The sequence below is a fragment of the Oceanospirillum sanctuarii genome (assembly GCF_002150805.1).
In the GTDB taxonomy this organism is placed as follows: Bacteria; Pseudomonadota; Gammaproteobacteria; order Pseudomonadales; family Halomonadaceae; genus Oceanospirillum; species Oceanospirillum sanctuarii.
On record NZ_MTBA01000013.1, the window covers coordinates 138,516 to 162,062 of the forward strand.

Genomic DNA, 23,547 nt, shown 5'->3' on the forward strand with positions numbered 1-23,547 from the left:
GACGTCGCGTATCCCTGCGTCGTTTTATTCTTTATATATCTGAGGGAAAGTATCCCCGAAGGAACACAGGGCCAGCCTGACTCTCGGGGGAGAGAGGCCAGACCGGCCGAACTTCACATCGACTTAATAAGCCGTGATCTCAGTTGCCGTGATTATTCTTCAATAACCAGGTCACCCAGGTATGGGAAGTCCATAACGTTTACTACCGGCTCAATGTTCACACCCTTACGAGCGGCCCAAGCCAGGTTCTGCCAGTGCAGAGGAATGAACGCGGCATCGTCATACAGCATCTGTTCGATTTTCTGCATGATCTGAGCACGTTTCTTAGGACTGGTTTCGGTGTTCGCCTGCTGCATCAGCTTGTCAGCTTCAGGGTTGCAGTAGTTACCGCTGTTGTACTGACCCAGACCTGTTTCAGTATCAGGACATGCAGTCAGGAACTCGAAGAAGTTGTTGGAATCTTCGGTATCTGCGTGCCAGCCGATCATCATCATGTCTGCAGCGCGAGCATCAAACTCACCCCAGTACTGAGCTTTTGGCAGAGTTTTCAGGTCAACTTTGATGTTGATCTTCGCCAGCATAGAAGCCACAGCCTGAGCGATTTTCTCGTCGTTCACGTAGCGGTTGTTAGGCGCCATCATAGTGATGGAGAAGCCTTTCTCGTAACCCGCTTCTTTCATCAGCTGCTTCGCTTTCTTCAGATCATAACGAGGCTTCAGCGCTTCGTTGTGACCCAGATAACCCCATGGGCTCATCTGAGCAGCAGGAGTTGCGAAACCACGCATGATTTTCTTAACGATACCCTGTTGGTTGATTGCGTAAGCAACAGCCTGACGTACACGGGCATCTTTAAAGGCTTCAACACGTTCCTGATTCATCTGGAACGTGATGATACGGGTACCGCCCATAGTCACCAGGTCAACATTCTTGTTGGACTCGATACGCTTGTGGTCGGTTGGTGGAACCGGAGCGATGAAATCAACGTCGCCGGACAGCAGAGCTGCAACACGGGTCGGCGCTTCTTTAATCGGGGTCAGTACGATCTTATCAACGTTGCCAGGAGACTGAGTATCCCAGTAGCTGCTGTTACGATCGAACTCAACTTTTACACCCTGCTGACGGTAGCTAACGGTGTAAGGACCAGTACCGGACAGCTGACGGGATGCGAAAGAGTTGCCGTGTTTAACCAGCTTGTCTTTAGGCTCGCCGTTTGCGTCAGTACCTGAGTAGAACTTGCTGTCCATTGGGAACAGGTAAGTAACGTTGTTCAGGATCAGCGGGAAAGGCTCTGCTGTTTTCAGCTCGATGGTGTAGTCATCGATTACTTTCAGCTCAGAGAAAGGTGCGAAGATGCCTTTAAAGTCAGCAGATTCGCGCAGACGGTTGAAAGTAAACTCAACGTCTTTAGCGGTGAAGGTATTTCCGGAGTGGAATTTAACACCCTTACGCAGATGGAAACGCATAGTCAGATTGTCGATACGCTCCCACTTCTCTGCCAGACGTGGTTCGAAGCCCAGTTTACGATCCCAACGTACCAGAGGATCGAAAGTCATGTGGGACAGCTGGAGTGTGCCGCCGGAAAGCTGCTCATGTGGATCAAGAGACACAGGGTCAGCGTCGTATGCCATCTTCAAAGTTGCTGCGTTAGCACCAGTCATGAGCCCCAGGCTCAGGACCGCACCAGCCAGCAGGGATACGGATTTTTTCATCTTGGATTCCCGTTAGTTATTATCTTTGTCGGTGATTTCAGGTTCAGCCGGAAAGTGCTGCCAAACCCAGTTGTGAATCAGTTCACACAACTGTCATCGGAAAAAAGTCTAATAGAAGGTTCGGGGTCTACCAATTTGAATAACGAAAGATGCCATACAAGATCCGTATAAGAGTTTTCGATCTCCCTAAAATAGGGCGACAAAACAGTATATTTACCTGCAAAGGTGCGATTAAAGTGCAAAAAAACCAACATTTTGCACTTATTGTCTAACTCAGGATGCAGAAAAATCTTCAGATTTTCTTTCGCCCCCGTCGATTTTTCTCTGTTTGCTAACCTGACAACCACTTCTGACCGAATTTACAGACTAAAACTTGCCCTTAAACACGGCCTTACCTAATATCCCGCCCGCCAATACATCCTTATAACGGTTTTGTATCGGTAGCCTCTGTAGCTTTCAGGCAAACCGATTTAATTTGTGTATCAGGCTTTTCAGCCTCAACTGCTTTCGGAAAATCCATGGAATTCGACTTTATTCGTGATCGTGACGGCCAGTGCAGCCTTGAACTGAACGGCGAGCAAACCGCTCTTGAACGCTGGTTTAACGCCAAAGAACGCCAGTCTCTCTGCACACTGGATGACCTGCTGGAAGTGATTGCGGATATCAAACAGGGTAACAAGCGGGAGTACACAGGTTCAGACCCCGAGTTTCAGATCACCCTGACCAAAGATGACTGCCTGATCACAGCCAACTGGCTGCTGTTTGAGGAAGGCCTTAAAGACAACGAATACGAAAACACCAGTCTTGAAGAACAGGATCTGAACAACGACGAAAACGATGCCAGAGCTGAGTGCGGACTGGATGATTTCGCGTATCTGCTGGAAGAGTGGCGGGAGTTTCTGCGCGAAAACCAGCGCTGATCCTTCTATTTCCCTCATTCTCAGAATGCCTCAAGTCTGGGCTAGCTTAGCAAAATCGATTATCCTCTTATTTAAATTAACAAAACCTAATTTAATATAAACGATAAAAGGTTATCCATGACTACACTGCTTAACTGGCTCGACACTCTGCCCTGGGGCATTCTGATTATTGGCTCACTCACTCTGGGCCTCGCCCCTTTCTTTCCTGAACCCCATCTGGTTGAAAAACTACGTATGCTGGTTAATGGCGAACTGAAAGCATCTATCGACTGGTTTGACCTTGCCATGCACGGCGCATTTCCTTTTCTGCTGATTGTTAAACTGCTGGCTACGGGATTCAGGCAAGTGGCCTGAATCAAAATCCTCTCCGCTCGCTTTCTCTGATATGCTTCTGAAATCACTGGCCTTTTCATCTCATTTTTATATCGGCCTACTGTTTTCAGGAGCACCCTATGTTTACTTTGCACTCCCGTCTTGAGCAGGACACCATCCCGGTTGCAGACTTCCCGGTTTCCCGTCTGGTAATGATGAACGACGCCCGATTTCCATGGTTTATTCTGGTGCCTCGTATCGGCGGCATTACCGAGATCCATCAGCTGGACAAGTCTGATCGCCAGCAACTCATGGATGAATCCTGCATTCTGGCTGAAGCTCTGATGACTGCATTCCACGGTCATAAAATGAATGTCGCGGCTTTAGGCAATGTGGTGCCTCAGCTGCATGTGCATCATGTCGTGCGTCAGGAAGATGATGCCGCCTGGCCAGCGCCGATATGGGGTGTTGGCTCGCCAGAAGCGATGAGCGATGAAGAGGCTCAATCCCGCATTCAACAGCTGATTCCTCACCTTCAAAAAGCGATGCCAGAGCTTCAGCTGGTGTAAATAAAGAGCCTCAGCTGGCCTGAACAAAGAGCTTCAGCCGGTTTGATTTAAAGCTTCAGCTGATGTGATTTGGAGAATGATCTGCGTGTCTGACAGCAAAACAAAACAACCCATTTTTCTGTTCGACTGGGGTGACACCCTGATGGTGGATTTCCCTGAAATGACAGGGAAGATGAAGGAGTGGCCTAAGGTTCAGATGCAACCGAAAGCCGATGAGGTCTTAGCAGAACTCAGCAAAAGCGCCCGACTCTTTGTTGCAACAGGAGCTGCCGATTCCGCAGAAAGCGATATCCGGGCTGCTTTTGACCGGGTGGGTTTATGCGCTTACCTTGAAGGCTATTTCTGCCAGAGCAATCTGGGGATCGGCAAAGGCACTCCCCGCTTTTATCAGGCCATCATAAAACAACTGGGAGTAACACCCGATCAGTGCACCATGGTGGGCGATCACTTTGAAAAAGATATCGCACCGGCATTGGAGGCTGGCCTTAAAGCGATCTGGCTGACTGATCAACGTGGGCCAGCTGAACACAGGAGGCGGCAATTCCTTAAGATAAAAAGCCTGAATGAGTTACTGCACTGATTCGCCTGACCGACGTATAAGCACCCTATGAGCGAATGCGTCGCTAAAATTTCTGTAAAACCCAAGGGAAGTCCGCGCTGATGAAGATACGCTTTATCGACAACATCTCTCAGATTGACGATGCCGACTGGCAGCGGCTTCTGAATACGGACAACAACCCCTTTATCGGCAAAGCCTTTCTGCTGGCTCTTGAAAGCTCGGGTGCCGCAAGTGAAAAAGGCGGCTGGAAGCCCCACCATCTGACCGTAGAATCTGATGACGGCCTGATCGCCTTTATGCCGCTGTACCTTAAGACCCACTCCTACGGCGAATACGTGTTCGACTGGTCCTGGGCCGATGCCTATCAGCGTTATGGACTGGCCTATTACCCAAAACTGGTCACCGCCATACCTTATACCCCAAGTCAGGGTGAGCGTCTGTTGGTGGCCGATGGTATACAGAAGTCCGATCTGCTCCCCCTGATTGTTGACGCTGTAAAAGCCGAAGCAATGCGATTAGGCGCCTCCGGCTGGCATCTGCTTTTCCCCCAGGAAGATGAACACCAGCTGCTGGCAAATCAGCAACTGCATACCCGCCTAACCTGCCAGTTCCACTGGTTTAATACCGACAACTGGCAGGATTTTGATCAGTTTCTGGCAAGTTTCAGCTCGAAAAAACGTAAAAACGTCAAACAGGAAAGGCGCAAAGTTGCCGAACAGGGATTCCGCTTAGCGCGTGTTGAAGGCACAGAGATCACGCCAGAACAGCTGGAACACTTCTATCATTGCTACCACATCACCTATCTGCAACGGGGAAGACAGGGCTATCTGAACAGAAGCTTCTTCCAGCAGTTAGTTGAAACCATGCCAGAACAGATGATGCTGGTGATCGCCTATGATTCGACAGATGCCCCGGTGGCGGCAGCACTGTTTTTTCATGACAACGCCAGCCTTTACGGACGCTACTGGGGCAGCAAGGTTGAAGCTGACAGCCTGCACTTTGAGGCCTGTTACTATCAGGGCATCGAATACTGTCTGGAACGCGGCCTGAAGCATTTTGACCCCGGCACCCAGGGTGAACACAAGATCAGTCGGGGCTTTCACCCGATCCTCACCTGGTCTAACCATTGGCTTGCAGAGCCGGGCTTTGATGATGCGATACGGGATTTTGTCGAAGAAGAAGCCGAGCATGTTCAACAGTACGCAGAGCACGCCTGCGACATGCTGCCGTTTAAGGAATAGGCCTGAGCGGATAGCATTCACCCTCAAACCGGTTAGAATGAAGCCAACACATATTCCATTCTCACAGCAGAACAAGATGACATCTTCACAAGACCCTCTTCTGGCAAGACTGATACAGTTAGCCACTCAAAAGCCGGAAATCAATGCACTTTGGCTATATGGCTCAAGAGCTAAGGGCAACTATCGCCCGGACAGCGACTATGACTTAGGTGTGTTATTTGCTGATCATATCGATGACCCCTTCGAGCGTCGATTACGTCCGGAATTACTCGCGCTGGATTGGACAAAAACGTTAGGTCTTGATGAAGATCTAATCAGTCTCATAGATATTCAAAACGCCCCAATTCCTTTGGCGATGAATATCATCTCCGGTGAGCTTCTTTACTGCAGTAATCGTGATGCAAGGCTGGCCGCAGAAGGGCGAATCATGTCCAAGGCTGAGTTAGACTATCAATATCATCTGAAGCATTTTGGAATCTGACCCGTGGCAGACACCTACTATTTATCTGCGATAGAACAAAATACGAAGGTATATCATGCTGAGCTCAATCAGCTTCATCAGATTCTGTCCGAGCGAAACCTTTCAACCTTTGAATACCGCGCTGCAGAACGCTCTCTGCAGGTCAGCATTGAAGCTGCCATTGGGGTTGCCAAGCACTGGGCAAAATCACTGACAGGCAGTAGCCCCAGCGATGCTTACTCTGCTTTTGAAATCCTGTCTCAACATCAACATCTTTCGCTTGAACAACTGGGAAATTGGCGCAAGGTCATCGGTCTGCGTAATGCCCTCGTTCACGATTACCTCAATATCGATCCAGGCATAGTGCGCTCGGTTATTTCGCAGGGATACTACCAGCAGATTTTCGAATTTATTACTCTGGGAATTGAGGCGTTAACTTCGGCAGACTGAAGCCATCATCGCGTCATTTTCTACACAAACACCACAACAAACAGCGCCAGCGTAAAGCTCCCCATAAAGGCTTCGGTCGCCGCGAAAAAGCGGCTCAGCCCTATCGGAGTGATATCCCCATAGCCCAAAGTCGTGAAGGTGACGACGCTAAAATAGATGGCGTTGATAAAGCCAAAAAAGTTATCAGCGAAGCTTTTTCCGGTATCCAGCTGCAATAGCTGCCCGCCATCGTTAACACCGTTTAAAAAGAAGATCACCGCGAAGCCAAGAATCAGAAACAGGGAAAACAGAATCACCCGAAGTGGTCGCTCACCATAGCCACAGAAAAGATCAACTACACGGGATACAACTCGGGGAACAGAGAAGAGCGGCATCTGATAACGACGCATCACCATTTCACGACGGAAGAAGTATCCCGCCTGTTCAAACAAGCCCTGATTTTCCAGTACTCGCCGAAGGTGACGGTAGATATCCTCAGCCTGCTCGAAATAATCCAGTCGCGTGGCACGGGCTCTAGCTTGATAGGCTTCCTGCTCCTGCAGCAGATAGTGCCCCCAATGCACGTTCTCCAGTCGGGCATCGTCAAAGCGTGCTCCCAACAGGTTAGCGCCTTCAAGGTTTGCGCAATGAAGGTTGGCACCCCGAAGATCTGCTTTCATCAGAGAAGAGTGCCTGAGGTCAGCATGAAACAGATGAGCGTTCTGCAGATTGGCGCGATAGAAATCGGTAAAACGCAGATCATAACCCTGCTTACTGCCATCATGGACCAGATTAACTCCCTCAAGCTGAGCTTGCTTAAGGGAAAGCCCCTGTAAAGAAACATCAGTTTGCGCGAAATGTTCTAGGCGGGCTTTCAATTCAGGTTCGGTCTTAACACGGCGGGCATCATGCCAATAGCAAAGGTCATCGTGGGCAGCGGTCTCACCGCATGTCATGCCGTCTGGGCTGGTGTAGGTGCAGATGTACTGACTCTTTTCTTTCATGACAATCCTCCCTCCCCGCCCCCAAAATACACTTTCAATTAAAGATCATCATTCCAAAGGTTATCCAGTTGAAAATCTTGGGTGGTGTAATGCGGGTCGGTTTTCCAGATTACAGGACAGCCCTCCAGCTGGAAAAAAGCTTTGATCTGAGCCTTAGTTTCAGGGGCTAATAAAACCGGATCACAATAAATTCTGTGACGATTTCGGCTGATATCGAAAAGTACTCTTCCTCTGGGGAACGCAAAATAATCCTGATCCAAAACACGAAGAGGGAGCTTTGCCCGATACGGTTCTCGCTCCCAAATAAACCAATGTTCAAACGGAGAGTCGAGTATCATGACTCCACTTTTTGCGTGAGGGGATTCATATTCCCAAAGCCCGAATACCTCACCATCCCCATTAGTATTGCGAATAAACCAGAAAAGCCCTGTTCGTGAATGAGCCATTCGGCAGCTATCAGTCATAAAGCTTAGCGGCCTGATTGAGAGCGCAGGCTAAGTCATCCCTTAATGACTGCGGTTTAAGAACTTCAACCTGATCCGCAAAGCCCTGCAGCCACCAACGTAAAACTTCTGTAATTTTTAATTGCGCCGACAGACGAAACCAACCCTCTTTCTCAACATCAGGAGCAATCACCTGATCCACTGACAGCGGAGTTTCTTTAAGATGTAAAACAGCAGCCCGAGTAAAACGGGCTTCAAATCTGACGATACTAGGATCTTCACCATAATCAGCACATTGCATCTCTGCATATTCGCTCGCGTTAAAACCTTCCATCCGCTTGGCCTTCAACGACAGAGATTCAGCACTTCGGATCCTATTGCAGGCAAACTGTCGTATCTCCTCATATCCATCGCAAACAGCAAGCAGATATATCATAGCTCCCCGGCAGATAATCCCCTGTGGGTGCAGGCGGTAGCTCATCGTCTCTTCTGGCTCGTCCCGTTTCCAGTAACCAATCTCCAACTGCTCTTCAGTAAGCAGACTTCGATAAACGATTCTGAGGAGTTCCAGATCATATTCTGGAGGGAGGAGTCTCTGGCTTGTCTGTATCACAGCCACTTTATCCGTCCAGCGCTCGTAGCCGCCTTGCCCCGGCTTACGACTATTCTCCATTGAGATTTTCATTAATTTACGAGCTTTTTTATGCAGATCCAGATCCGGCAACAGATATTTAAGATGCTCGCTGGCCAGTAACGTCGAGATAACATCAGAAGGTAGTGGAAAGAGCCATTGCGAGTTTACTTCGTAAGTACCGGGCCTTCTGCCCTGCGGCTCTACGACACAATCCACAAAATCAGCCAGATTCCCCCTCAGGTCTTTATTCACCAGATCTGCACTGGCGTCAAAACCACTATTGGTTAGTTCATCCGATATTTGTTTCGCTGTCATTGGTTTTTGCGCTGAGGAGAGTATTCTCAGAACTTTCAGTGATCTGGCGATAGAAACCGACATAACAACTCCTGTTTTTTCCAATCCGGTTTTTCTGAGATCCCAGCGGCTTAAAATAAAACCTTTATGCGCCCAAATCGAACGGACAAAAAAAATATTTATTGATTGCGAATCCCGCATTTTTATCGATAAATATTATCGGATAAATAACCCGCCAAGGAGTGTTAATCGGCATGTTTAGCAATGAGTTATTTAATACTTTCAGGTTGCTCAGAGAAAAATATGAGAATAAACCTGAGTACAATCTATTCAAAGTACTGCGCAGTGAAAGTGATGAGGTTCGACTTCATTCAAGATTCTTGTGTCACCTGCTTGATCCCAACCAGAATCACGGTTTGGGAACCAAAACCCTCTATCTATTCCTGAAAACCTTAAATATTGATCTACAGGAATCTGAGCTGACCGGCGCTGAAGTTTATCCCGAGTATCAGAACATCGATATTCTGATTAAAACCCAGACGGGGAAAGCGATCATAATTGAGAATAAGATCTACGCCCTTGATCAGCCAAAGCAACTATCCCGTTACTATCAGATCATGGAGCATGAGGGATTCACTGATGAGAATATGACCATTCTGTATCTATCATTAGATGGACATGAGCCCTCAGAAGACAGCACATCTGAAATCCCAAAAGACTTTCTTGAAAGCGATAACTACAGCTGTATTTCTTATTCCGTCGAGATTCGCTGCTGGATCCAGTCCTGCATTGAAAAGTCTGCAACAAAACCAGCGTTACGTGAAAGCCTGATCCAGTATCTGAACCTGATTGAGGAGTTAACCGGTATGACTGAAAGCCAACAACACATCGATGAACTAAAGAGCCTGCTCAATCAAGATAACAATATTGCTGAGTTCCAGGCATTACAGCATGCATATACAGAATGCCTGGTGGATTATCAGTTGGATATCTGGAAAAAAATATTAGAAAGGATTCAGTCATCGCACCCAGATATGAGCGAAAAAATAAACTATGACGGTGACTTTTTGCGCTTTGATGATGCGACTAAAAAAATTATCCAGAAGTTTCACTACAGTAGCAGGAGCAATAAATGGTATGGGGTTAGTTTCACTTTACCCAAAAGCTCCGCACAAGCACGGGTTGAGATAGAAGAGCACCTCTATTTAGGCATTGCATGCTCTCAAAGTGAGTATCCAGAAGACTATGCAAAGATCATCAGCATTCGTAATTCAAAATCCATTCCCAGCGAGACGGAAGCGGAATGGTGGCCAATGTATAAATACACAAGCAATGATATCAATTTCGCTGCACCAAGTATTGATGACTTAACCAAGCTATCCGATGAAACTGAGAGAGAAAAACTAGCCTTTTCCATTGCTGATAAACTCTATGAGATTTGGCTTGCCTTCTCAGAGGAGCTGAAAAAAAGCTAAGCCCTACAACCCCAAAAGGCCATACAAATATTCACCTGTATGGCCTTGCCATTAGGACGCAATGGATAGATAGAACTAATCAGCCACCCAACCGGCATCAAGCAAACTATCTACCGTCGAGAAAAGCCCCAGCTCTTCATCCCGTTCACGGCTTAATACCCGATAAATATCCTGCAGAGCATCAGCCAGCTCTATATATCCGGTATAGCCCCCAATATGCTTCAGCCAAACCTTGTTATCCGGGGACATAAAATTCTGGGTTTCAAAAAGCGCCTGAGTTGCAATTTTTGCACCGTCGCTCCACTCTTTCGCCTTAAATTTTGCTCCAACACCTTTCATCATTTCGTCTCCATTAAGATGATCATCCCCACTACTCTAATGGGCTTGTCCTTCCAAATTGAACGTACAAAATTTAAAACTTAATACTGCGCAGATACCCCAAGATAGAAACCAGAGAGAGATTCCGAGCGGGTACTGATAGAACGATAGCCCAACTTAACGCCAACAAACTCATGTTTCAGCATAAAAGCGGTATCGTAATCAGATACACCACCTGCCCATGCGGGGCGAAATTCAAATCCCCAGAGTGGATCAGGATGAATCAGAATCGGTGTACTCAGATATAGATAGGAATTGGATGAATCGCCCTTGACCTCCATGGAACCAAGACCGAAATCCACCTCAACGATATCTCCAAGTGACATGCGATAAAGCCCGTAGATCCGGTTCAGATCGAGACTGTCTTTAGGGTTTGTTTCGGTAAAGGCCGTGTTTTCCAGAACCAGCGCCCATGCGGCATAACCACCCTCAAGTCGGTAGCTGATCGCCGAAACATCAGAGGAGATCGGGTGATAACTCAGATCCATGCGGGCAAAAGGGATGGTGGCTTCACCTGGCTGACGAAGCATTGAAGCGCCATCAAAAGAGAAGCCATCATCCGGGCCATCAATGCGCTCAAAGCTCATCTGGCCACCATAAACAACTACAGCCATCATGATGTCGCCGACAAGCTCCGAGAAAAAACATCCGAAATCAGCATTCATACCATCACAGTCAGAACTTTCATCGGAACCAGAGCTACCGGAATTGGATTCAGACTTGGAAGGAATACTTCTCTCAAAATCGTCCAGAGAACCAGCCATAACAATAGGTGAAAATGGCGCAATCCATAAAAGACTCAGAACGAGCGCCCTGATCAGGACAATTGGCTTTGACATAAAAGATATGGGCTTGGGCATCGGTCATGAATCCATCAGTTCGTCGGCTGGCGAAGATTATCCATAGCATTCTTACGGGTTTCAAACCTTTCCACTTCCGGTATCTGATGCAGCACTTTAAGCTTCTGCAGGGTATAAGCTACCGGATTCTGCAGCCCCACAACACTGACACGGCAGCCCGCCGCCTGACTTTGCGCCAGCAACTCCTCTATCACCATAGCGGTTGATGATCCTATGAAAGGCACTTCGCTCATATCCAGAATCAGATGTTCATAATTCTGATAGGCCATCAATTTCTGACTCACGCCTTTGGCAGCAGCGAAGCTGATCGGGCCTCGCAAAACATAGAGCAGCGTTTTACCGCCGGAGCCAGCCAAAAGCCTACGCTCTTCATCGCTTAGTTCCTGTTCTGACTCATGGCCCTGATAGATCTTCAGGTTTTCCAGCTGTATCTCGGAAAGGCGTTTCACCGTATAGACATTGGCGATAAAAACTCCGACACCCACAGCAGTAATCAGATCGACAAATAAGGTCAGCCCCAGAACCAGCAACATCAGAAAACTGACAAAGGGCGGGGCGGTATGAATCCGTTTAAGGAAACTCCAGTCGATAATATCCCAGCCGACTTTCAGCAGAATCCCCGCCAGCACCGCCAAGGGAATATGCTCGGCGGCACTGCCCGCCCCCAATACAGCTATCAGCAATACAAGAGCATGCACCGCACCGGAAACGGGTGTGGAGCCTCCAGCCCGAATATTAACCACGGTACGCATGGTTGCCCCCGCCCCCGGAAGGCCGCCGAAGAAACCCGCAATTAAGTTGCCAAGCCCCTGCCCGATCAACTCTTTATCGGATTTGTGCTGCGTTCGGGTCATATTGTCCGCCACCAGAGAGGTCAACAGAGAATCTATAGAGCCCAGCGCTGCGAGCATAACCGCTGAAATCAGCATTTCACCGATCAGTTCCGGTGAAAAAACCGGCAGATGCCATTCAGGCAAACCGGAGGGAATTTCACCAATCGTATCCACAGCGAGTGCTGGAGGCAGGCTTAAAGCCGCTAAAGTGCCCAGTAAGAGCGCCATCAGAGGCGCCGGAATAATCCGCCCCCAGCTTTTGGGCCAGAGGATATTCAGCAGCAAAGTACCTGCGGCAATAAGCAACGCCGGAAGATGAAGATTCTGAATCTGGTTAGGAAGCTGACTGAGTGCGGTTGCCACGCTTTTGGCGGAATCATGGCCAAACACAGGGCCAAGTTCGATGCAGATAATGATGATACCTATCCCGGTCATAAAACCTGAGATCACAGGAAAAGGTACCTGAGTGATGTATTGCCCTAAGCGTAGGGCACCAAAAAGAATCTGAAAGAGACCACTGAGCATCACCACTGTAAAAGCAATGGCAGGGCCTGTGACGGGATCGAGAGCAACATACTGGGTATAGACCGCAGCCATAACCACAGTCATAGGACCTGTAGGGCCGGAGACCTGAGAAGGCGTCCCACCAAAAAGCGCGGCAAAAAGGCCGACAAAAATCGCCCCATAAAGACCCGCTATCGCCCCTGCCCCCGAGGAGACACCAAAAGCCAGCGCTAACGGCAACGCCACCACCGCGGCGGTAATACCGCCGTACAGATCTCCTTTCAGGCTTCGTGCATCTAGTTCCGGCAGGGCCATAGTGTGTCCTTTATCTGATTGTTTTTGTTGTTATCGCTTTGGCTGCAAACCAGTGTATGCCCATAGAGACACCCAACCAATAGTGTCTATGGCTAATAAAGCCGGAAAAATCGGTAGCGATTGCGTTTAAAACAGGGAAACTTCTTTAAAAACAAGCCATAAGGCACTGCAAACAGAGGAAACAAACCTCTCCCCCCTGTACGCTGGCTTACTGAACGCATACAATTAGCGGCATTTTAAAACATGAATTAAGTCAGAGACCGTATCTATGCGCGCCAGTCAAATTCTTATCTCTACACTAAAAGAAACCCCTGCAGATGCAGAAGTGATCAGCCATCAGCTGATGTTACGTGCCGGTATGATTCGTCGTCTGGCTTCCGGTCTGTACACCTGGCTGCCGCTGGGTCTGCGTACCCTGCGTAAAGTTGAGCGCATTGTCCGCGAAGAGATGGACAAGGTTTCTCAGGAAGTTCTGATGCCTGCGGCACAACCTGCTGAGCTGTGGGAAGAGTCCGGTCGCTGGGAACAGTACGGCCCTGAACTTCTGCGCTTCAAAGACCGTCATCAGCGTGATTTCTGTGTGGGCCCAACCCATGAAGAAGTTATCACCGATATGGCTCGCAAAGAGATCAAAAGCTACAAACAGCTGCCGGCAAACTTCTATCAGGTACAAACCAAATTCCGTGATGAGATCCGTCCACGCTTCGGTGTGATGCGTTCCCGTGAATTCATCATGAAAGATGCCTACTCCTTCCACAGCACTCAGGAATCCCTGCAGGAAACCTACGATGTGATGTATCAGGCGTACTGCAACATCTTCGATCGTCTGGGTCTGAACTACCGTCCGGTACTGGCAGACAACGGTTCTATCGGTGGCTCCGGTTCTCACGAATTCCATGTTCTGGCGGACTCCGGTGAAGACGATATCGTATTCAACACCGAAGGTACTTACGCGGCGAATATCGAAAAAGCAGAAGCAGTTGCTCCCAAAGCAGAAGCGGATGCACCGACTCAGGAGATGACGCTGGTTGATACGCCAAACGCCAAAACCATCGATGAGCTGGTAGAACAGTTTGGTCTGGCGATTGAGAAAACCGTTAAAACCCTGATCGTTAAAGCGGATGAAGAAGCAGAAGCTGACTTCGTTGCCCTGATCGTTCGTGGCGATCACACCCTGAACGAGATCAAGGCGGAAAACCTGCCAATGGTTGCAGCACCTCTGACCTTCGCCACTGACGAAGAGATCAAAGCCGTGATCGGTGCAGGCCCGGGTTCTCTGGGTCCGATCAACCTGAGCATTCCATGCATCGTTGACCGTGCAGTAGCGGTTGCTTCTGACTTTGGCGCTGGCGCTAACATCGACGGCAAACACTACTTCGGTATCAACTGGGGTCGTGATGTTGAGCTGCCGCAGGTTGAAGATATCCGTAATGTGGTTGAAGGTGATGCAAGTCCAGATGGCAAAGGCACTCTGTCTATCAAACGCGGTATCGAAGTGGGCCACATCTTCCAGCTGGGCACAAAATACAGCGAAGCGATGAATGCCACGGTTCTGGGTGAAAACGGCAAGCCGATCCCTATGATCATGGGTTGCTACGGTATCGGTGTGACCCGTGTGGTGGCGTCTGCTATCGAGCAGAACCACGATGAGAACGGTATCATCTGGCCGGAAACTATCGCACCCTTTGATATCGCCATCGTACCGATGAACGCTCACAAATCTGAGATGGTTCAGGAAGCCAGCGAGAAGCTGTACGCTGACCTTAAAGCTGCGGGTTATGACGTTCTGCTGGATGATCGTGACAGCCGTCCGGGCTTCAAGTTTGCAGATCTGGAGCTGATCGGTGTACCACACCGTATCGTGATTGGTGAGCGCGGCCTGAAAGAAGGTCAGCTGGAATACCGTGGTCGTCGTGACAGCGATAACACCATGATCGATCAGGCGACAGTGATGGAATTCCTGAAAGACGCGTTCGCGAAAAACGCTCAGTAATACCGCCGCCTGAAAAAACCGGTTTACCGCTTCAGATCAGGTAAAACCGGCATAAAAGCCCGCACAGTAATGTGCGGGCTTTTTTATTGGGAAAACAACTACTAAGCTGAAAACTAATCCCATCGGATCCTTTCCTAAGGGATGATATTCATTCATTTGTTCAATATACTCATACGCTAATAGATGGTTGAAAAATATATTTTCAACTCCGGTAACGGCAAGCGATTAAAAAGATCAGAAAACGGCTCCCTTCGGTAATGACACAGGATTGCGCATGACACAGGGTTACACAGGCTTCATCAATTTTTCAGAACTGGGTCAGGATACTCAGCAGGACGAGTTGAATCAGGCTCTCAGCACACTGAAAGCATCCGGTGCCAGCCAGATCAGTTGCTGGCTGGCGGAAAAAAATGCCGATCGGATCCCTCTGATTCAGAGTCTGTGCAAAACACAAGGATTGCAACTTGTTGGTGCTGTTTTCCCTGCTCTGATCTTTGATGGCGCCCTCCGAAACGAAGGCTGCCTGCTTAAAGCCCTGCCAGAGTCCTGCCAAACCACCCTGATCAGCTGTGAACACCAGACCCCTGAGGCCATTACCGATCAGATTACTCATCTTGAGATCAGCCAAACGGGCAAACAACCGAATCTGTTTCTGGTTTTTGATGCGCAGCAACCCAACATCAGTGATATTCTCGATCAGCTATACCTGAAGCTACACAACAGTGTTCGTTACAGCGGCAGCAACGCCGGTAGCGAAACCTTCCAGCCGATGCCCTGCCTGTTCGATCAGGATCAACAAATGGGTTATGGCCTTTGGGCGCTGCTTTACGAGACCGAATTCGATACCGCTCTGGCGCACGGCTATAAGAATTTTGAGCCAATCACAGCGACCTCCACAACCGGCAACCGCATCCACAGCATCAACTGGCGTAACGCTTTTGAGGTCTATCAGGAAGAGATCGCCAAACGCTATCAGCAGAAAGTGACGGCAGACAATTTTTATGACTTTGCCACCCACTTCCCTTTTGGCATTATGCGTATGTCGGGTCAGCCTCTGGTGCGTATTCCTGTCGCCGTTGAAGAGGATGGAACTCTGGTTTGCGTGGGTGATATACCGGAACACACCGTTATCAGTCTGTTACAGGGCGTTGAAGCCGATGGCACCGAAACCCTGGATCTGTTAGCGAAACAACTGCAAAAACCGGCGCCGGAGTATCAGGTCTTTTATTGTGCTGGCCGCCGGATGCATCTGGGTGAAGAAACCAACCGGGAACTGAAATTACTGACAGAGCACTTCCCGCAAGCCAGCCTGAGCGGGGCTCTCTCACTGGGTGAAATTAGTAACGATGAAGGACAGGGTTATCCCCTTTTCCACAACGCAGCGATTGTTTGCTGCCCCTGGGTTTAACCCACAGGTCTGAACACCGGACAAACCGGACGTAATGAGGAATTCCATGAGCGATCAGAATCTGGCCATTCTTTACGAGATGGCACTCCTGATGGGATCTGAGACCAGTGAAAAACCACTGGTACAGAAGTTTTTACAACGATTGCTCTATCACACAGGGATGCCCACCGGTCTCTTTATCAGCAATATTGAGCGCCGCGAGCAGGCTTTCAGCTTTAATGTCAGCCAGAGCCTCGCAGACAAGGCTTTCTCGCCAGACTCCACAAAGCGCTTTACTCTCGAATATGATCTTCCCCTGAAAAGCAGCTTTAAACCTTCAGACGACAAGATCCGTGCCCTGCATCCGGTTTTTGAGCACTACCAGTCAATTTTGCTGCTGCCAGTAGGTGAGAAAGACGCTTTTTTGCTTTTCACTACCCAGGAAGAACAACCTCTGCCGGATCAGCTGTTCACCCCCATTCTGGCTAATTTTGCCAAAACTCTGGAGCTCTGCCGCAGCAACGCCCGCTTCACCGAGAAACTGCAAAACGAGATTCAGGAGCGCCAGCGTACCGAGAAGATGCTCAAGCTGGTTCTGAATCACATTCCTGCCGGTGTTTACTGGCAGGATACTCAGGGCAATATTCAGGGGGCTAACCGCTGGTTGCTGCATGATCTGGCCAGGCTGCCTGAACAGAATAACGACCAAGCAACGGCTAACGCCGAAACCGATATTCAGCACCTGCAAAACATGGTCAGTATCAGTCAGCTGCAGCAGGATGACAGTCTGGTGATCGAGCAGGGTCATGAGATCCAGAACAAGAACTACTACCTGCACCGTAACGATGACAGCTATCTCTGGGTTGAGCTGAACAAGGTGCCGATCCGGGACGAAGATCAGAACATCACCGGCCTTCTGGGCACCTATCGGGATATCACCGGCCGTAAGCTGATGATGGAAGAGCTGTTACATGCCAAAGAGAATGCAGAGCAAGCGAATCGTGCAAAAAGCTCTTTCCTTGCCAGTATGAGCCATGAGCTGCGCACGCCGCTTAACGCGATTCAGGGCTATACACAGCTGATGGAGATGGATGAGGATGACCTCACAGAGGAGCATGTCGAAAGCCTGCAGGAGATCCGAAAAGCCAGTAATCACCTGCTTCAGCTGATCGATGAGATTCTGGATCTTTCGAAAATTGAAGCTGGCCGTATTGACCTAAAAATTGAACCTATCAACCCCATCCCTGTGATTCAGGAAACCCTCACCCTGAACAAACACATGGCTGAGCGTTTCGGCATCAACATATCCACCCTCTTCCCGGATAATCTCAATCTTTCAGTCATGGGTGACAGCCGCCGCGTGAAGCAAGTACTGCTTAATCTGGTGAGCAACGCCATCAAGTACAACCATGACAAGGGTGAAATCAAAATCAGCATGGAGCAGGTGGACAAGCAGTTTAAGATCCATGTGACCGATACCGGTTACGGCCTGACCAGTGATCAGCTGTCGCGACTCTTCCAGCCCTTTGAACGATTGGGCATGGACTCTTCCACCCGACAGGGAACAGGCATTGGTCTTGTGATCAGCCAGAAACTGGCGGAAGCGATGCATGGCTCGATTGAAGTCGCCAGTATTCCCGGTGAAGGCAGTACTTTCACTCTGGTGATGCCTATGGCTAAAGGCAGCCAGATGCCCGCTTCTCCGGAGCAGGTTGAGATCTCAGTTGCCGATATCATCTCCCGGGGCGGCGAGAAAACCACCACCCTGTACGTTGAAGACAATGCAACCAACCGCATGTTGGTGGAGAAGATCTATGGCAAACGCCATGGGGATCGCCTACTGACGGCTGCCACACCAGAGGAAGGATTGGAAATTCTGCGTCATGAATCCCCGGATCTGGTGATTCTGGATATCAATTTACCGGGTATGTCTGGCTACGATCTGCTGCGCCATATTCGCAGTGAGGGACTGGATGCCAATCGCCATATGGTGGCTCTCTCTGCCAATGCGATGCCGGAGGATTTCAAACAGGCAGAAGAAGCCGGTTTTGATGCCTATCTGACCAAACCGCTGAATATTCCGGAGTTTAACCGCCACCTGAACAAATGGCTGGAAAAATAGGTCTCTCTTCCAGAAAAATAGTCCCGCCAACCGGAAAAAAGAAGCCTCTGAAAGAGCTATTCTCTTTCACATAAAAAAGCCCCGAGTCATTCGGGGCTTTTCTTTTCCGGACTTTTTCCAGAGAACTCGCAGGCTTTATTTAAGACCAAAGCGGCGAATCAGGCCGGAAAGATCTTTTGCTTCACCTTTCAGCGCAATACTGTCAGACACCATATCTTCATTAGAAGAGGTTACGCCGTTGGCCGCTGCATGAATCTGTTCCAGACGCAGGTTCATCTCTCCGGCTGCACTGCTCTGCTGAACCGTAGCCGTTGCGATCTGCTGGTTCATATCCCCCAGACGGCGAATGGTATCGCTCAGCTCCATCAGAATATGTTCCGCTTCTTTAATCTCATCCACAGTACCGCCTGCCTGTTCTTCACAAGCAGTCATCAGACGGCAAACATCCTGCGTTTCCTGCTGGAAGGTTTGCAGCAGCGCCTGAATCTCAGCGGTAGATGACTGTGAACTTTGTGCCAGATTACGCACTTCATCGGCAACAACTGCGAAACCACGCCCCTGCTCACCGGCACGGGCAGCTTCAATGGCCGCATTCAGCGCCAACAGGTTCGTTTTCTCGGCGATACCGTTGATCACATCCAGAATCGACTCGATATTGCGACTGCTCTGTTCAAGAGCAGTAATCACTTCCATAGAAGCACGAATATCTTCCGCCATCTTACTGATGGACTGCTCAGTACGCTCGACGATAGCGCGACCTTTCTGACTCACCTCGTCAGTTTCCTGAGCAACCGTCGCCGCCTCAGCACAACTCTGAGCCACCTGCTCGGTAGCAACGGTCATCTGCTGCATGGTACCGGCTGCATGGGAGATATCATCCAGCTGGTGCAGAGTCTTATCGCTGACATCACGGGCTTTCTCAGCCACTTCACTGGTATGCGCATGGATATGCTCAGAAGCATTTTCCAGACGGTTAACCACAGTTTTCATGGTCAGGCTGAGGAACTTTTGAGTCAGCTCTAACTGTCCCAATTCATCATATCTGCCAGTAAACACTCGCTGAGCAACAGGGTTAGCAAAGATCTGCTCACTCTGTTTCGCCAGACGGGAAATCGGTGCAGACAACCAGCTGGCAGCAATACCACTCACCACACCGGCACCACCAATCATGGCCAGTAATTTCAGAGGCGACATACCATCAAACAGCAGAGAAACTAATGCCAGCATCGGCAGAGTGGTCAACCAGATAACAGCCCAAGTTCTGCGGAAATAACTGGTTGAGAAGAAGCCTTTAAAGCGGGACCAGAGGCTGACATGCTGCCCCTTATTGATCGCCTGATAGAGCTTTTCAGCACGATCCACCACTTTACGGTCAGGGCAATGACGAACAGACTGGTAGCCAGTGATCTCCCCTTTATCAAAAATAGGGGTAACGTAGGCATCAACCCAGTAATGGTCGCCGTTTTTAGCGCGGTTCTTCACCACACCAATCCAGGGTTTACCTTGCTTGATCACATCCCACAAATCCTGAAATGCCGCAGGAGGCATATCCGGATGACGAATAATGTTGTGGGCAGCCCCCATCAACTCGTCTTCGCTGAAGCCAGCGATCTCAACGAAGTAATCGTTGTAGTTAGTAATCTTCCCTTTTTTATCCGTAGTGGAAATAATGCAACGGTCTTTATCCATTAACCGTTCTTGGCCGGAAACAGGGAGATTCCGCTTCATCGTTTAACCTCGTCATCACAGAGCTGTCAGACTTTCTTCATCAAAGCGTAACAACCCGGGATTTATCATGCCGGATAAGATAAACCGTGTGGGTACTACAGTACTATTTCTTCAGTACCACTTTACAGTCTAGCCTCACTTTTACCGTTGTCCGGTGCTTTTCACGCCAAAGCTGCCCCAGAAGGGCTGATGTGGGGGGCGCAAATTTTAATGGATCACCGTAAAACGCAAAAGCCCCTGAAAAATGTAACCCTTAAGATTTACTCCTAGAGCCTTAACTCCGAGAATTTAAAAAGCGGATAAAAGCCTGTTATATCCATTTAAATTCAACAAGTTGCATTTAAAAGCTCATTTTCTCTCTCTCAGATACCGATACATTTTTTTACAAATTTCCCGCAAGGAGTGTTACTAATCCGGACATAAAGAACACTTTTCGTTCTTCTTTCACTATCTGAATAGTATTTATTAGAGAAAAGTATTATTTAGAAAAACAAAAGAGTACTAACTCTATTAAAACCACTTATAACAATTGGTTTTACCTGACAGAAAAAATCGTCTTTACAGACTCTCTATTTCTCTGGAGGTATTGATATTTTTTTGACATCATCGCCCGCAATTTCAGACCGGAACTCATGGGTCACGGAAATTGTCGCGCAGCTAGCCTGACGCGCAACATACCAGCACTGGAACCGGATCTTCCCCACATAACTGCAAGGACAAAGCAGATGCTCATCTCTTTACGCTCCCGACTGCTCGCCATTGTGCTTCTGATCAATGCGGTAGCCGTCATCAGTTACACCCTCTATACCTTTAACGCCCGAAAGACAGATCTTTATCTTCAGATCGATGCTCAGTTGGAACTGGCCGCCCGCACCGCTGCCCACCTGACTAACCAGAATATTTATGATCAGGTCGCAAACGGCACTTTTACCCAGGCACAGTCCGATGAAATCCAGCGTCAGGTTTATGAACTCATCTCAGAAACGCCGGTTGAGTACATCTACACCATGGTGCTGCAGGATGACAAAATTCTCTTTGTGATGGATACACCGGACGAAGAAGAGTACGTCAATAATGAGCTGCCTGAGATGCTGCCGGAATATGAAGAACCCAGCGATGGCCTGCTGCAGACTTTCCGCACTCAAACCAAGATGTTTGATGAGTACAGCGATGAATGGGGCGAGTTCCGTTCCGTATTTGTGCCCTATACCACTGCCAGTGGTCAGCGCTTTGTTGCTGGCGCAGATATCACTATCGGTCATATCAACGCTGCGCTACTGGACACTCTATTGGTTTCCTGCGCTCTGGGTCTGATTCTTTTCGTACTGGGTTCCGGCATCACCTATCTGCTGGTGGCTTCTGTGCTGAAACCTGTGTCTCAGGCACAAACAACGCTACGTGAGATCGCCTCCAGCCGAAACCTGTCCTTACGCGCTAAAGGTGGCAAGGATGAGATCGGTAAGCTACTGAACGACTTCAATCAGCTAATGGACGAATTACAGGATGCGATCCGCACCACAACGGACAACGCCCGGGAAACTGCCGCCATATCAGACCAACTGCAAAGCAGTAGCAAAGAGATGGAGCAGCGCACCCAGAAGGTCCACAAAGCGGTGGATCAGGTTCGCCAGCAGGCAGGCATCACAGATCAGCTGATTGCCGATTCCGATCATCAGCTGGGCGAAGCGATGACAAGGGTTTCCGACTCCGTTGAACGCCTGAATATCGGTCAGAGCGCCATCTCTAAAACCACTCAGGCGATCGGGAGCACGACGGAAGAACAAACCCGCCTGTCTCAGGAACTAACCCGTCTTTCTCAGGAAGCCGAAAATGTGAATGAGGTGCTGTCAGTGATCAGCGGTATCGCAGACCAGACCAACCTGTTAGCACTGAATGCAGCAATTGAAGCAGCCCGCGCCGGTGAACATGGTCGAGGCTTTGCCGTTGTTGCCGATGAAGTTCGTCAGCTGGCAACCCGCACGCAGGATAGCCTGAACCAAACCAGCAGCATTATTACTGCCATTATTGATGCCATCACGCTGACCGCCGGCCAGATGCAGAAAAGTTCAGCACAGTTTACTCAGCTTCTGAGCGATTCAGATCAGGCGATGCAGCATGTGATCAACAGCGCAGAAAGCATGCAGCATACCCAGCAGAGTATGCGCCTGACTGTTGAACAGCTGAAAGGGGTTCTGGAACGCAATCAGGAAGTGGTTAGTCAGATTGAGCTGGTCGAGCTGCAAACGGAAGACAATACCGAAAGCACCGAGCAGATTCTGGATGCCGCCGATCGTCTTCAGCACTCTGCCCGTAGTCTGAATCGCCAGCTGGCTAAATTTAGTGCCTGATACGATTCAGGCCTGAAACAGCACATCAATATGCGAAAAGCCCGACTGTAATTACTGCAGTCGGGCTTTTAATTTTTCTCAAACAACTCAATGAGAAGCAGAGAACTGATAAAGGACAGATAAAGATCAGACTTTCTCTGCAACCTTAGCCAGTACACCATTCTGATAATCCACCATCGCCTGCTGAATCTCTTCAGCGGTGTTCATCACGAAAGGACCATACTGCACGATAGGTTCTTCCAGAGGTTTACCGGCAACCATAAGCACACCAGCTTTATCGGAGCTGACAAGCTTCAGGGATTCACCCGTAAAGGCCAGAAGCTCACCACGATTCAGTGTTACGTTCGCCTCCGGCACCTCAACAGAGCCTTCATAAACGTAGATAAAAGCCTTGTGCCCCGCTGGCAGGTCATGTTCAAGCTCCGTTGCCTGCTGGATGCGGAAATCAACCATCAAGGGCTGAGTCGCCTCTCGCTGAATCGGGCCTTTAGTCCCTTTTGAGACACCGGCAACAACCCGGCGCAATACATCATTGTCATCCTGCACCTCTGGAATCTCCTCAGGAGCAAGATCCTGATAGAAAGGCGCTTTCATCTTTTCATTAGCAGGCAGATTCAACCAGAACTGAAAGCCCCAAAGCAGACCGTCTTCCTGCATCGGCATTTCAGAGTGGATAATGCCCTCGCCTGCTGTCATCCACTGCACGCCACCTGTGGTCAGCATACCGACATTACCCAGATGATCTTCATGCTTCATAGCACCGTGGAGCATATAAGTAATGGTCTCAAACCCGCGATGCGGATGCGGCGGAAAACCGGCAATATAATCATCAGCTTTATCCGAACGGAACTCATCCAGCATCAGAAAAGGATCCAGATGACGCAGTTGAGGCGTTCCGATAACACGATTCAGGCGAACACCAGCACCATCAGATGTCGGCATTCCTTTTACGCGGTTCAGTACTTTAAATTCAGCCATGACAGGCTCCTTTCCCGAAGAGTTTCGATTCATTGACGACACTATAACCCCG

Annotated in this window: 21 protein-coding genes; 12 read left to right on the top strand and 9 right to left on the bottom strand. The window is 49.2% G+C overall.

Annotated features, from left to right (window positions below):
- Positions 1–152 precede the first annotated feature (152 nt).
- Positions 153–1,709: an ABC transporter substrate-binding protein gene (locus BV405_RS16575; RefSeq protein ID WP_086482001.1), complete on the bottom strand. Its 1,557-nt coding sequence runs from the start codon at positions 1,707–1,709 to the stop codon at positions 153–155.
- A gap of 518 nt (positions 1,710–2,227) precedes the next feature.
- Here BV405_RS16575 and BV405_RS16580 point away from each other — a divergent pair.
- From BV405_RS16580 to hepT, 7 genes are all read left to right on the top strand, one after another.
- Positions 2,228–2,629 (top strand): YacL family protein, encoded by a 402-nt coding sequence (locus BV405_RS16580; protein WP_086482002.1) that lies wholly within the window; start codon positions 2,228–2,230, stop codon positions 2,627–2,629.
- Between the two features lie 117 nt (positions 2,630–2,746).
- The gene (locus BV405_RS16585) at positions 2,747–2,983 is read left to right on the top strand and encodes an RND transporter (protein ID WP_086482003.1); all 237 of its coding nucleotides are present in this window, start codon (positions 2,747–2,749) and stop codon (positions 2,981–2,983) included.
- Positions 2,984–3,081: 98 nt separating this feature from the next.
- On the top strand, positions 3,082–3,510 hold the full coding sequence (locus tag BV405_RS16590) for an HIT domain-containing protein (protein WP_086482004.1): 429 nt from the start codon (positions 3,082–3,084) through the stop codon (positions 3,508–3,510).
- An 85-nt stretch (positions 3,511–3,595) separates the two neighbouring features.
- Positions 3,596–4,090, top strand: a complete 495-nt coding sequence (locus BV405_RS16595) for an HAD family hydrolase (RefSeq protein WP_217895691.1) — start codon at positions 3,596–3,598, stop codon at positions 4,088–4,090.
- 80 nt (positions 4,091–4,170) lie between these two features.
- Positions 4,171–5,310 (top strand): GNAT family N-acetyltransferase, encoded by a 1,140-nt coding sequence (locus tag BV405_RS16600; protein WP_086482006.1) that lies wholly within the window; start codon positions 4,171–4,173, stop codon positions 5,308–5,310.
- A 76-nt stretch (positions 5,311–5,386) separates the two neighbouring features.
- Positions 5,387–5,791 carry a type VII toxin-antitoxin system MntA family adenylyltransferase antitoxin gene (gene mntA / locus BV405_RS16605; protein ID WP_086482007.1) on the top strand — a complete coding sequence of 135 codons (405 nt, stop codon included), beginning with the start codon at positions 5,387–5,389 and terminating at the stop codon, positions 5,789–5,791.
- Positions 5,792–5,794: 3 nt separating this feature from the next.
- Entirely contained in the window at positions 5,795–6,220 is a 426-nt protein-coding gene (hepT, locus tag BV405_RS16610; RefSeq protein ID WP_086482008.1) for a type VII toxin-antitoxin system HepT family RNase toxin, read from the top strand.
- A gap of 20 nt (positions 6,221–6,240) precedes the next feature.
- On the opposite strand, the gene BV405_RS16615 is transcribed toward hepT, so the two are convergent.
- The 3 genes from BV405_RS16615 to BV405_RS16625 are packed head-to-tail and all read right to left on the bottom strand — an operon-like array spanning position 6,241 to position 8,775.
- A complete protein-coding gene (locus BV405_RS16615; protein WP_086482009.1) occupies positions 6,241–7,203 on the bottom strand; it encodes a pentapeptide repeat-containing protein in 963 nt (320 codons plus the stop codon).
- A 38-nt stretch (positions 7,204–7,241) separates the two neighbouring features.
- A complete protein-coding gene (locus tag BV405_RS16620; protein ID WP_140054647.1) occupies positions 7,242–7,649 on the bottom strand; it encodes a hypothetical protein in 408 nt (135 codons plus the stop codon).
- 10 nt (positions 7,650–7,659) lie between these two features.
- Entirely contained in the window at positions 7,660–8,775 is a 1,116-nt protein-coding gene (locus BV405_RS16625) for a helix-turn-helix transcriptional regulator (RefSeq protein ID WP_086482011.1), read from the bottom strand.
- A gap of 53 nt (positions 8,776–8,828) precedes the next feature.
- Between BV405_RS16625 and BV405_RS16630 the strand changes: the two genes are divergently transcribed.
- Entirely contained in the window at positions 8,829–10,049 is a 1,221-nt protein-coding gene (locus tag BV405_RS16630) for a PDDEXK-like family protein (RefSeq protein WP_086482012.1), read from the top strand.
- A gap of 75 nt (positions 10,050–10,124) precedes the next feature.
- Here the strand turns inward: BV405_RS16630 and BV405_RS16635 are convergent, their stop codons facing one another.
- From BV405_RS16635 to BV405_RS16645, 3 genes are all read right to left on the bottom strand, one after another.
- Positions 10,125–10,391 (bottom strand): hypothetical protein, encoded by a 267-nt coding sequence (locus tag BV405_RS16635; protein ID WP_086482013.1) that lies wholly within the window; start codon positions 10,389–10,391, stop codon positions 10,125–10,127.
- 77 nt (positions 10,392–10,468) lie between these two features.
- A complete protein-coding gene (locus BV405_RS16640) occupies positions 10,469–11,266 on the bottom strand; it encodes a hypothetical protein (protein ID WP_140054648.1) in 798 nt (265 codons plus the stop codon).
- A gap of 35 nt (positions 11,267–11,301) precedes the next feature.
- A complete protein-coding gene (locus BV405_RS16645) occupies positions 11,302–12,939 on the bottom strand; it encodes a SulP family inorganic anion transporter (protein WP_086482015.1) in 1,638 nt (545 codons plus the stop codon).
- Between the two features lie 268 nt (positions 12,940–13,207).
- On the opposite strand from BV405_RS16645, the gene BV405_RS16650 reads away from it, so the two are divergent.
- From BV405_RS16650 to BV405_RS16660, 3 genes are all read left to right on the top strand, one after another.
- Positions 13,208–14,932: a proline--tRNA ligase gene (locus BV405_RS16650; RefSeq protein ID WP_086482016.1), complete on the top strand. Its 1,725-nt coding sequence runs from the start codon at positions 13,208–13,210 to the stop codon at positions 14,930–14,932.
- A gap of 274 nt (positions 14,933–15,206) precedes the next feature.
- Positions 15,207–16,340, top strand: a complete 1,134-nt coding sequence (locus BV405_RS16655) for an FIST signal transduction protein (RefSeq protein WP_086482017.1) — start codon at positions 15,207–15,209, stop codon at positions 16,338–16,340.
- 46 nt (positions 16,341–16,386) lie between these two features.
- Entirely contained in the window at positions 16,387–18,441 is a 2,055-nt protein-coding gene (locus BV405_RS16660; RefSeq protein WP_176330200.1) for a hybrid sensor histidine kinase/response regulator, read from the top strand.
- A gap of 135 nt (positions 18,442–18,576) precedes the next feature.
- Here BV405_RS16660 and BV405_RS16665 read toward each other — a convergent pair whose 3' ends face one another.
- Positions 18,577–20,130, bottom strand: a complete 1,554-nt coding sequence (locus BV405_RS16665) for a methyl-accepting chemotaxis protein (protein WP_176330201.1) — start codon at positions 20,128–20,130, stop codon at positions 18,577–18,579.
- Between the two features lie 764 nt (positions 20,131–20,894).
- Here BV405_RS16665 and BV405_RS16670 point away from each other — a divergent pair.
- Positions 20,895–22,517 (top strand): methyl-accepting chemotaxis protein, encoded by a 1,623-nt coding sequence (locus BV405_RS16670; protein WP_176330202.1) that lies wholly within the window; start codon positions 20,895–20,897, stop codon positions 22,515–22,517.
- 126 nt (positions 22,518–22,643) lie between these two features.
- Here BV405_RS16670 and BV405_RS16675 read toward each other — a convergent pair whose 3' ends face one another.
- Complete coding sequence (locus BV405_RS16675) at positions 22,644–23,495, bottom strand: pirin family protein (protein WP_086482021.1); 852 nt, start codon at positions 23,493–23,495, stop codon at positions 22,644–22,646.
- Positions 23,496–23,547 lie beyond the last annotated feature (52 nt).

Coding starts and splice junctions, on each gene's coding strand:
- BV405_RS16630 (WP_086482012.1), top strand. CDS start 8,829: ATGTTTAGCAATGAGTTATTTAATACTTTCAGGTTGCTCAGAGAAAAA.
- BV405_RS16640 (WP_140054648.1), bottom strand. CDS start 11,266: ATGTCAAAGCCAATTGTCCTGATCAGGGCGCTCGTTCTGAGTCTTTTA.
- BV405_RS16620 (WP_140054647.1), bottom strand. CDS start 7,649: ATGGCTCATTCACGAACAGGGCTTTTCTGGTTTATTCGCAATACTAAT.
- BV405_RS16670 (WP_176330202.1), top strand. CDS start 20,895: ATGCTCATCTCTTTACGCTCCCGACTGCTCGCCATTGTGCTTCTGATC.
- BV405_RS16575 (WP_086482001.1), bottom strand. CDS start 1,709: ATGAAAAAATCCGTATCCCTGCTGGCTGGTGCGGTCCTGAGCCTGGGG.
- BV405_RS16580 (WP_086482002.1), top strand. CDS start 2,228: ATGGAATTCGACTTTATTCGTGATCGTGACGGCCAGTGCAGCCTTGAA.
- BV405_RS16645 (WP_086482015.1), bottom strand. CDS start 12,939: ATGGCCCTGCCGGAACTAGATGCACGAAGCCTGAAAGGAGATCTGTAC.
- BV405_RS16585 (WP_086482003.1), top strand. CDS start 2,747: ATGACTACACTGCTTAACTGGCTCGACACTCTGCCCTGGGGCATTCTG.
- BV405_RS16665 (WP_176330201.1), bottom strand. CDS start 20,130: ATGGATAAAGACCGTTGCATTATTTCCACTACGGATAAAAAAGGGAAG.
- mntA (WP_086482007.1), top strand. CDS start 5,387: ATGACATCTTCACAAGACCCTCTTCTGGCAAGACTGATACAGTTAGCC.
- BV405_RS16615 (WP_086482009.1), bottom strand. CDS start 7,203: ATGAAAGAAAAGAGTCAGTACATCTGCACCTACACCAGCCCAGACGGC.
- BV405_RS16655 (WP_086482017.1), top strand. CDS start 15,207: ATGACACAGGGTTACACAGGCTTCATCAATTTTTCAGAACTGGGTCAG.
- BV405_RS16625 (WP_086482011.1), bottom strand. CDS start 8,775: ATGCGGGATTCGCAATCAATAAATATTTTTTTTGTCCGTTCGATTTGG.
- BV405_RS16600 (WP_086482006.1), top strand. CDS start 4,171: ATGAAGATACGCTTTATCGACAACATCTCTCAGATTGACGATGCCGAC.
- BV405_RS16590 (WP_086482004.1), top strand. CDS start 3,082: ATGTTTACTTTGCACTCCCGTCTTGAGCAGGACACCATCCCGGTTGCA.
- BV405_RS16635 (WP_086482013.1), bottom strand. CDS start 10,391: ATGATGAAAGGTGTTGGAGCAAAATTTAAGGCGAAAGAGTGGAGCGAC.
- BV405_RS16650 (WP_086482016.1), top strand. CDS start 13,208: ATGCGCGCCAGTCAAATTCTTATCTCTACACTAAAAGAAACCCCTGCA.
- BV405_RS16675 (WP_086482021.1), bottom strand. CDS start 23,495: ATGGCTGAATTTAAAGTACTGAACCGCGTAAAAGGAATGCCGACATCT.
- BV405_RS16660 (WP_176330200.1), top strand. CDS start 16,387: ATGAGCGATCAGAATCTGGCCATTCTTTACGAGATGGCACTCCTGATG.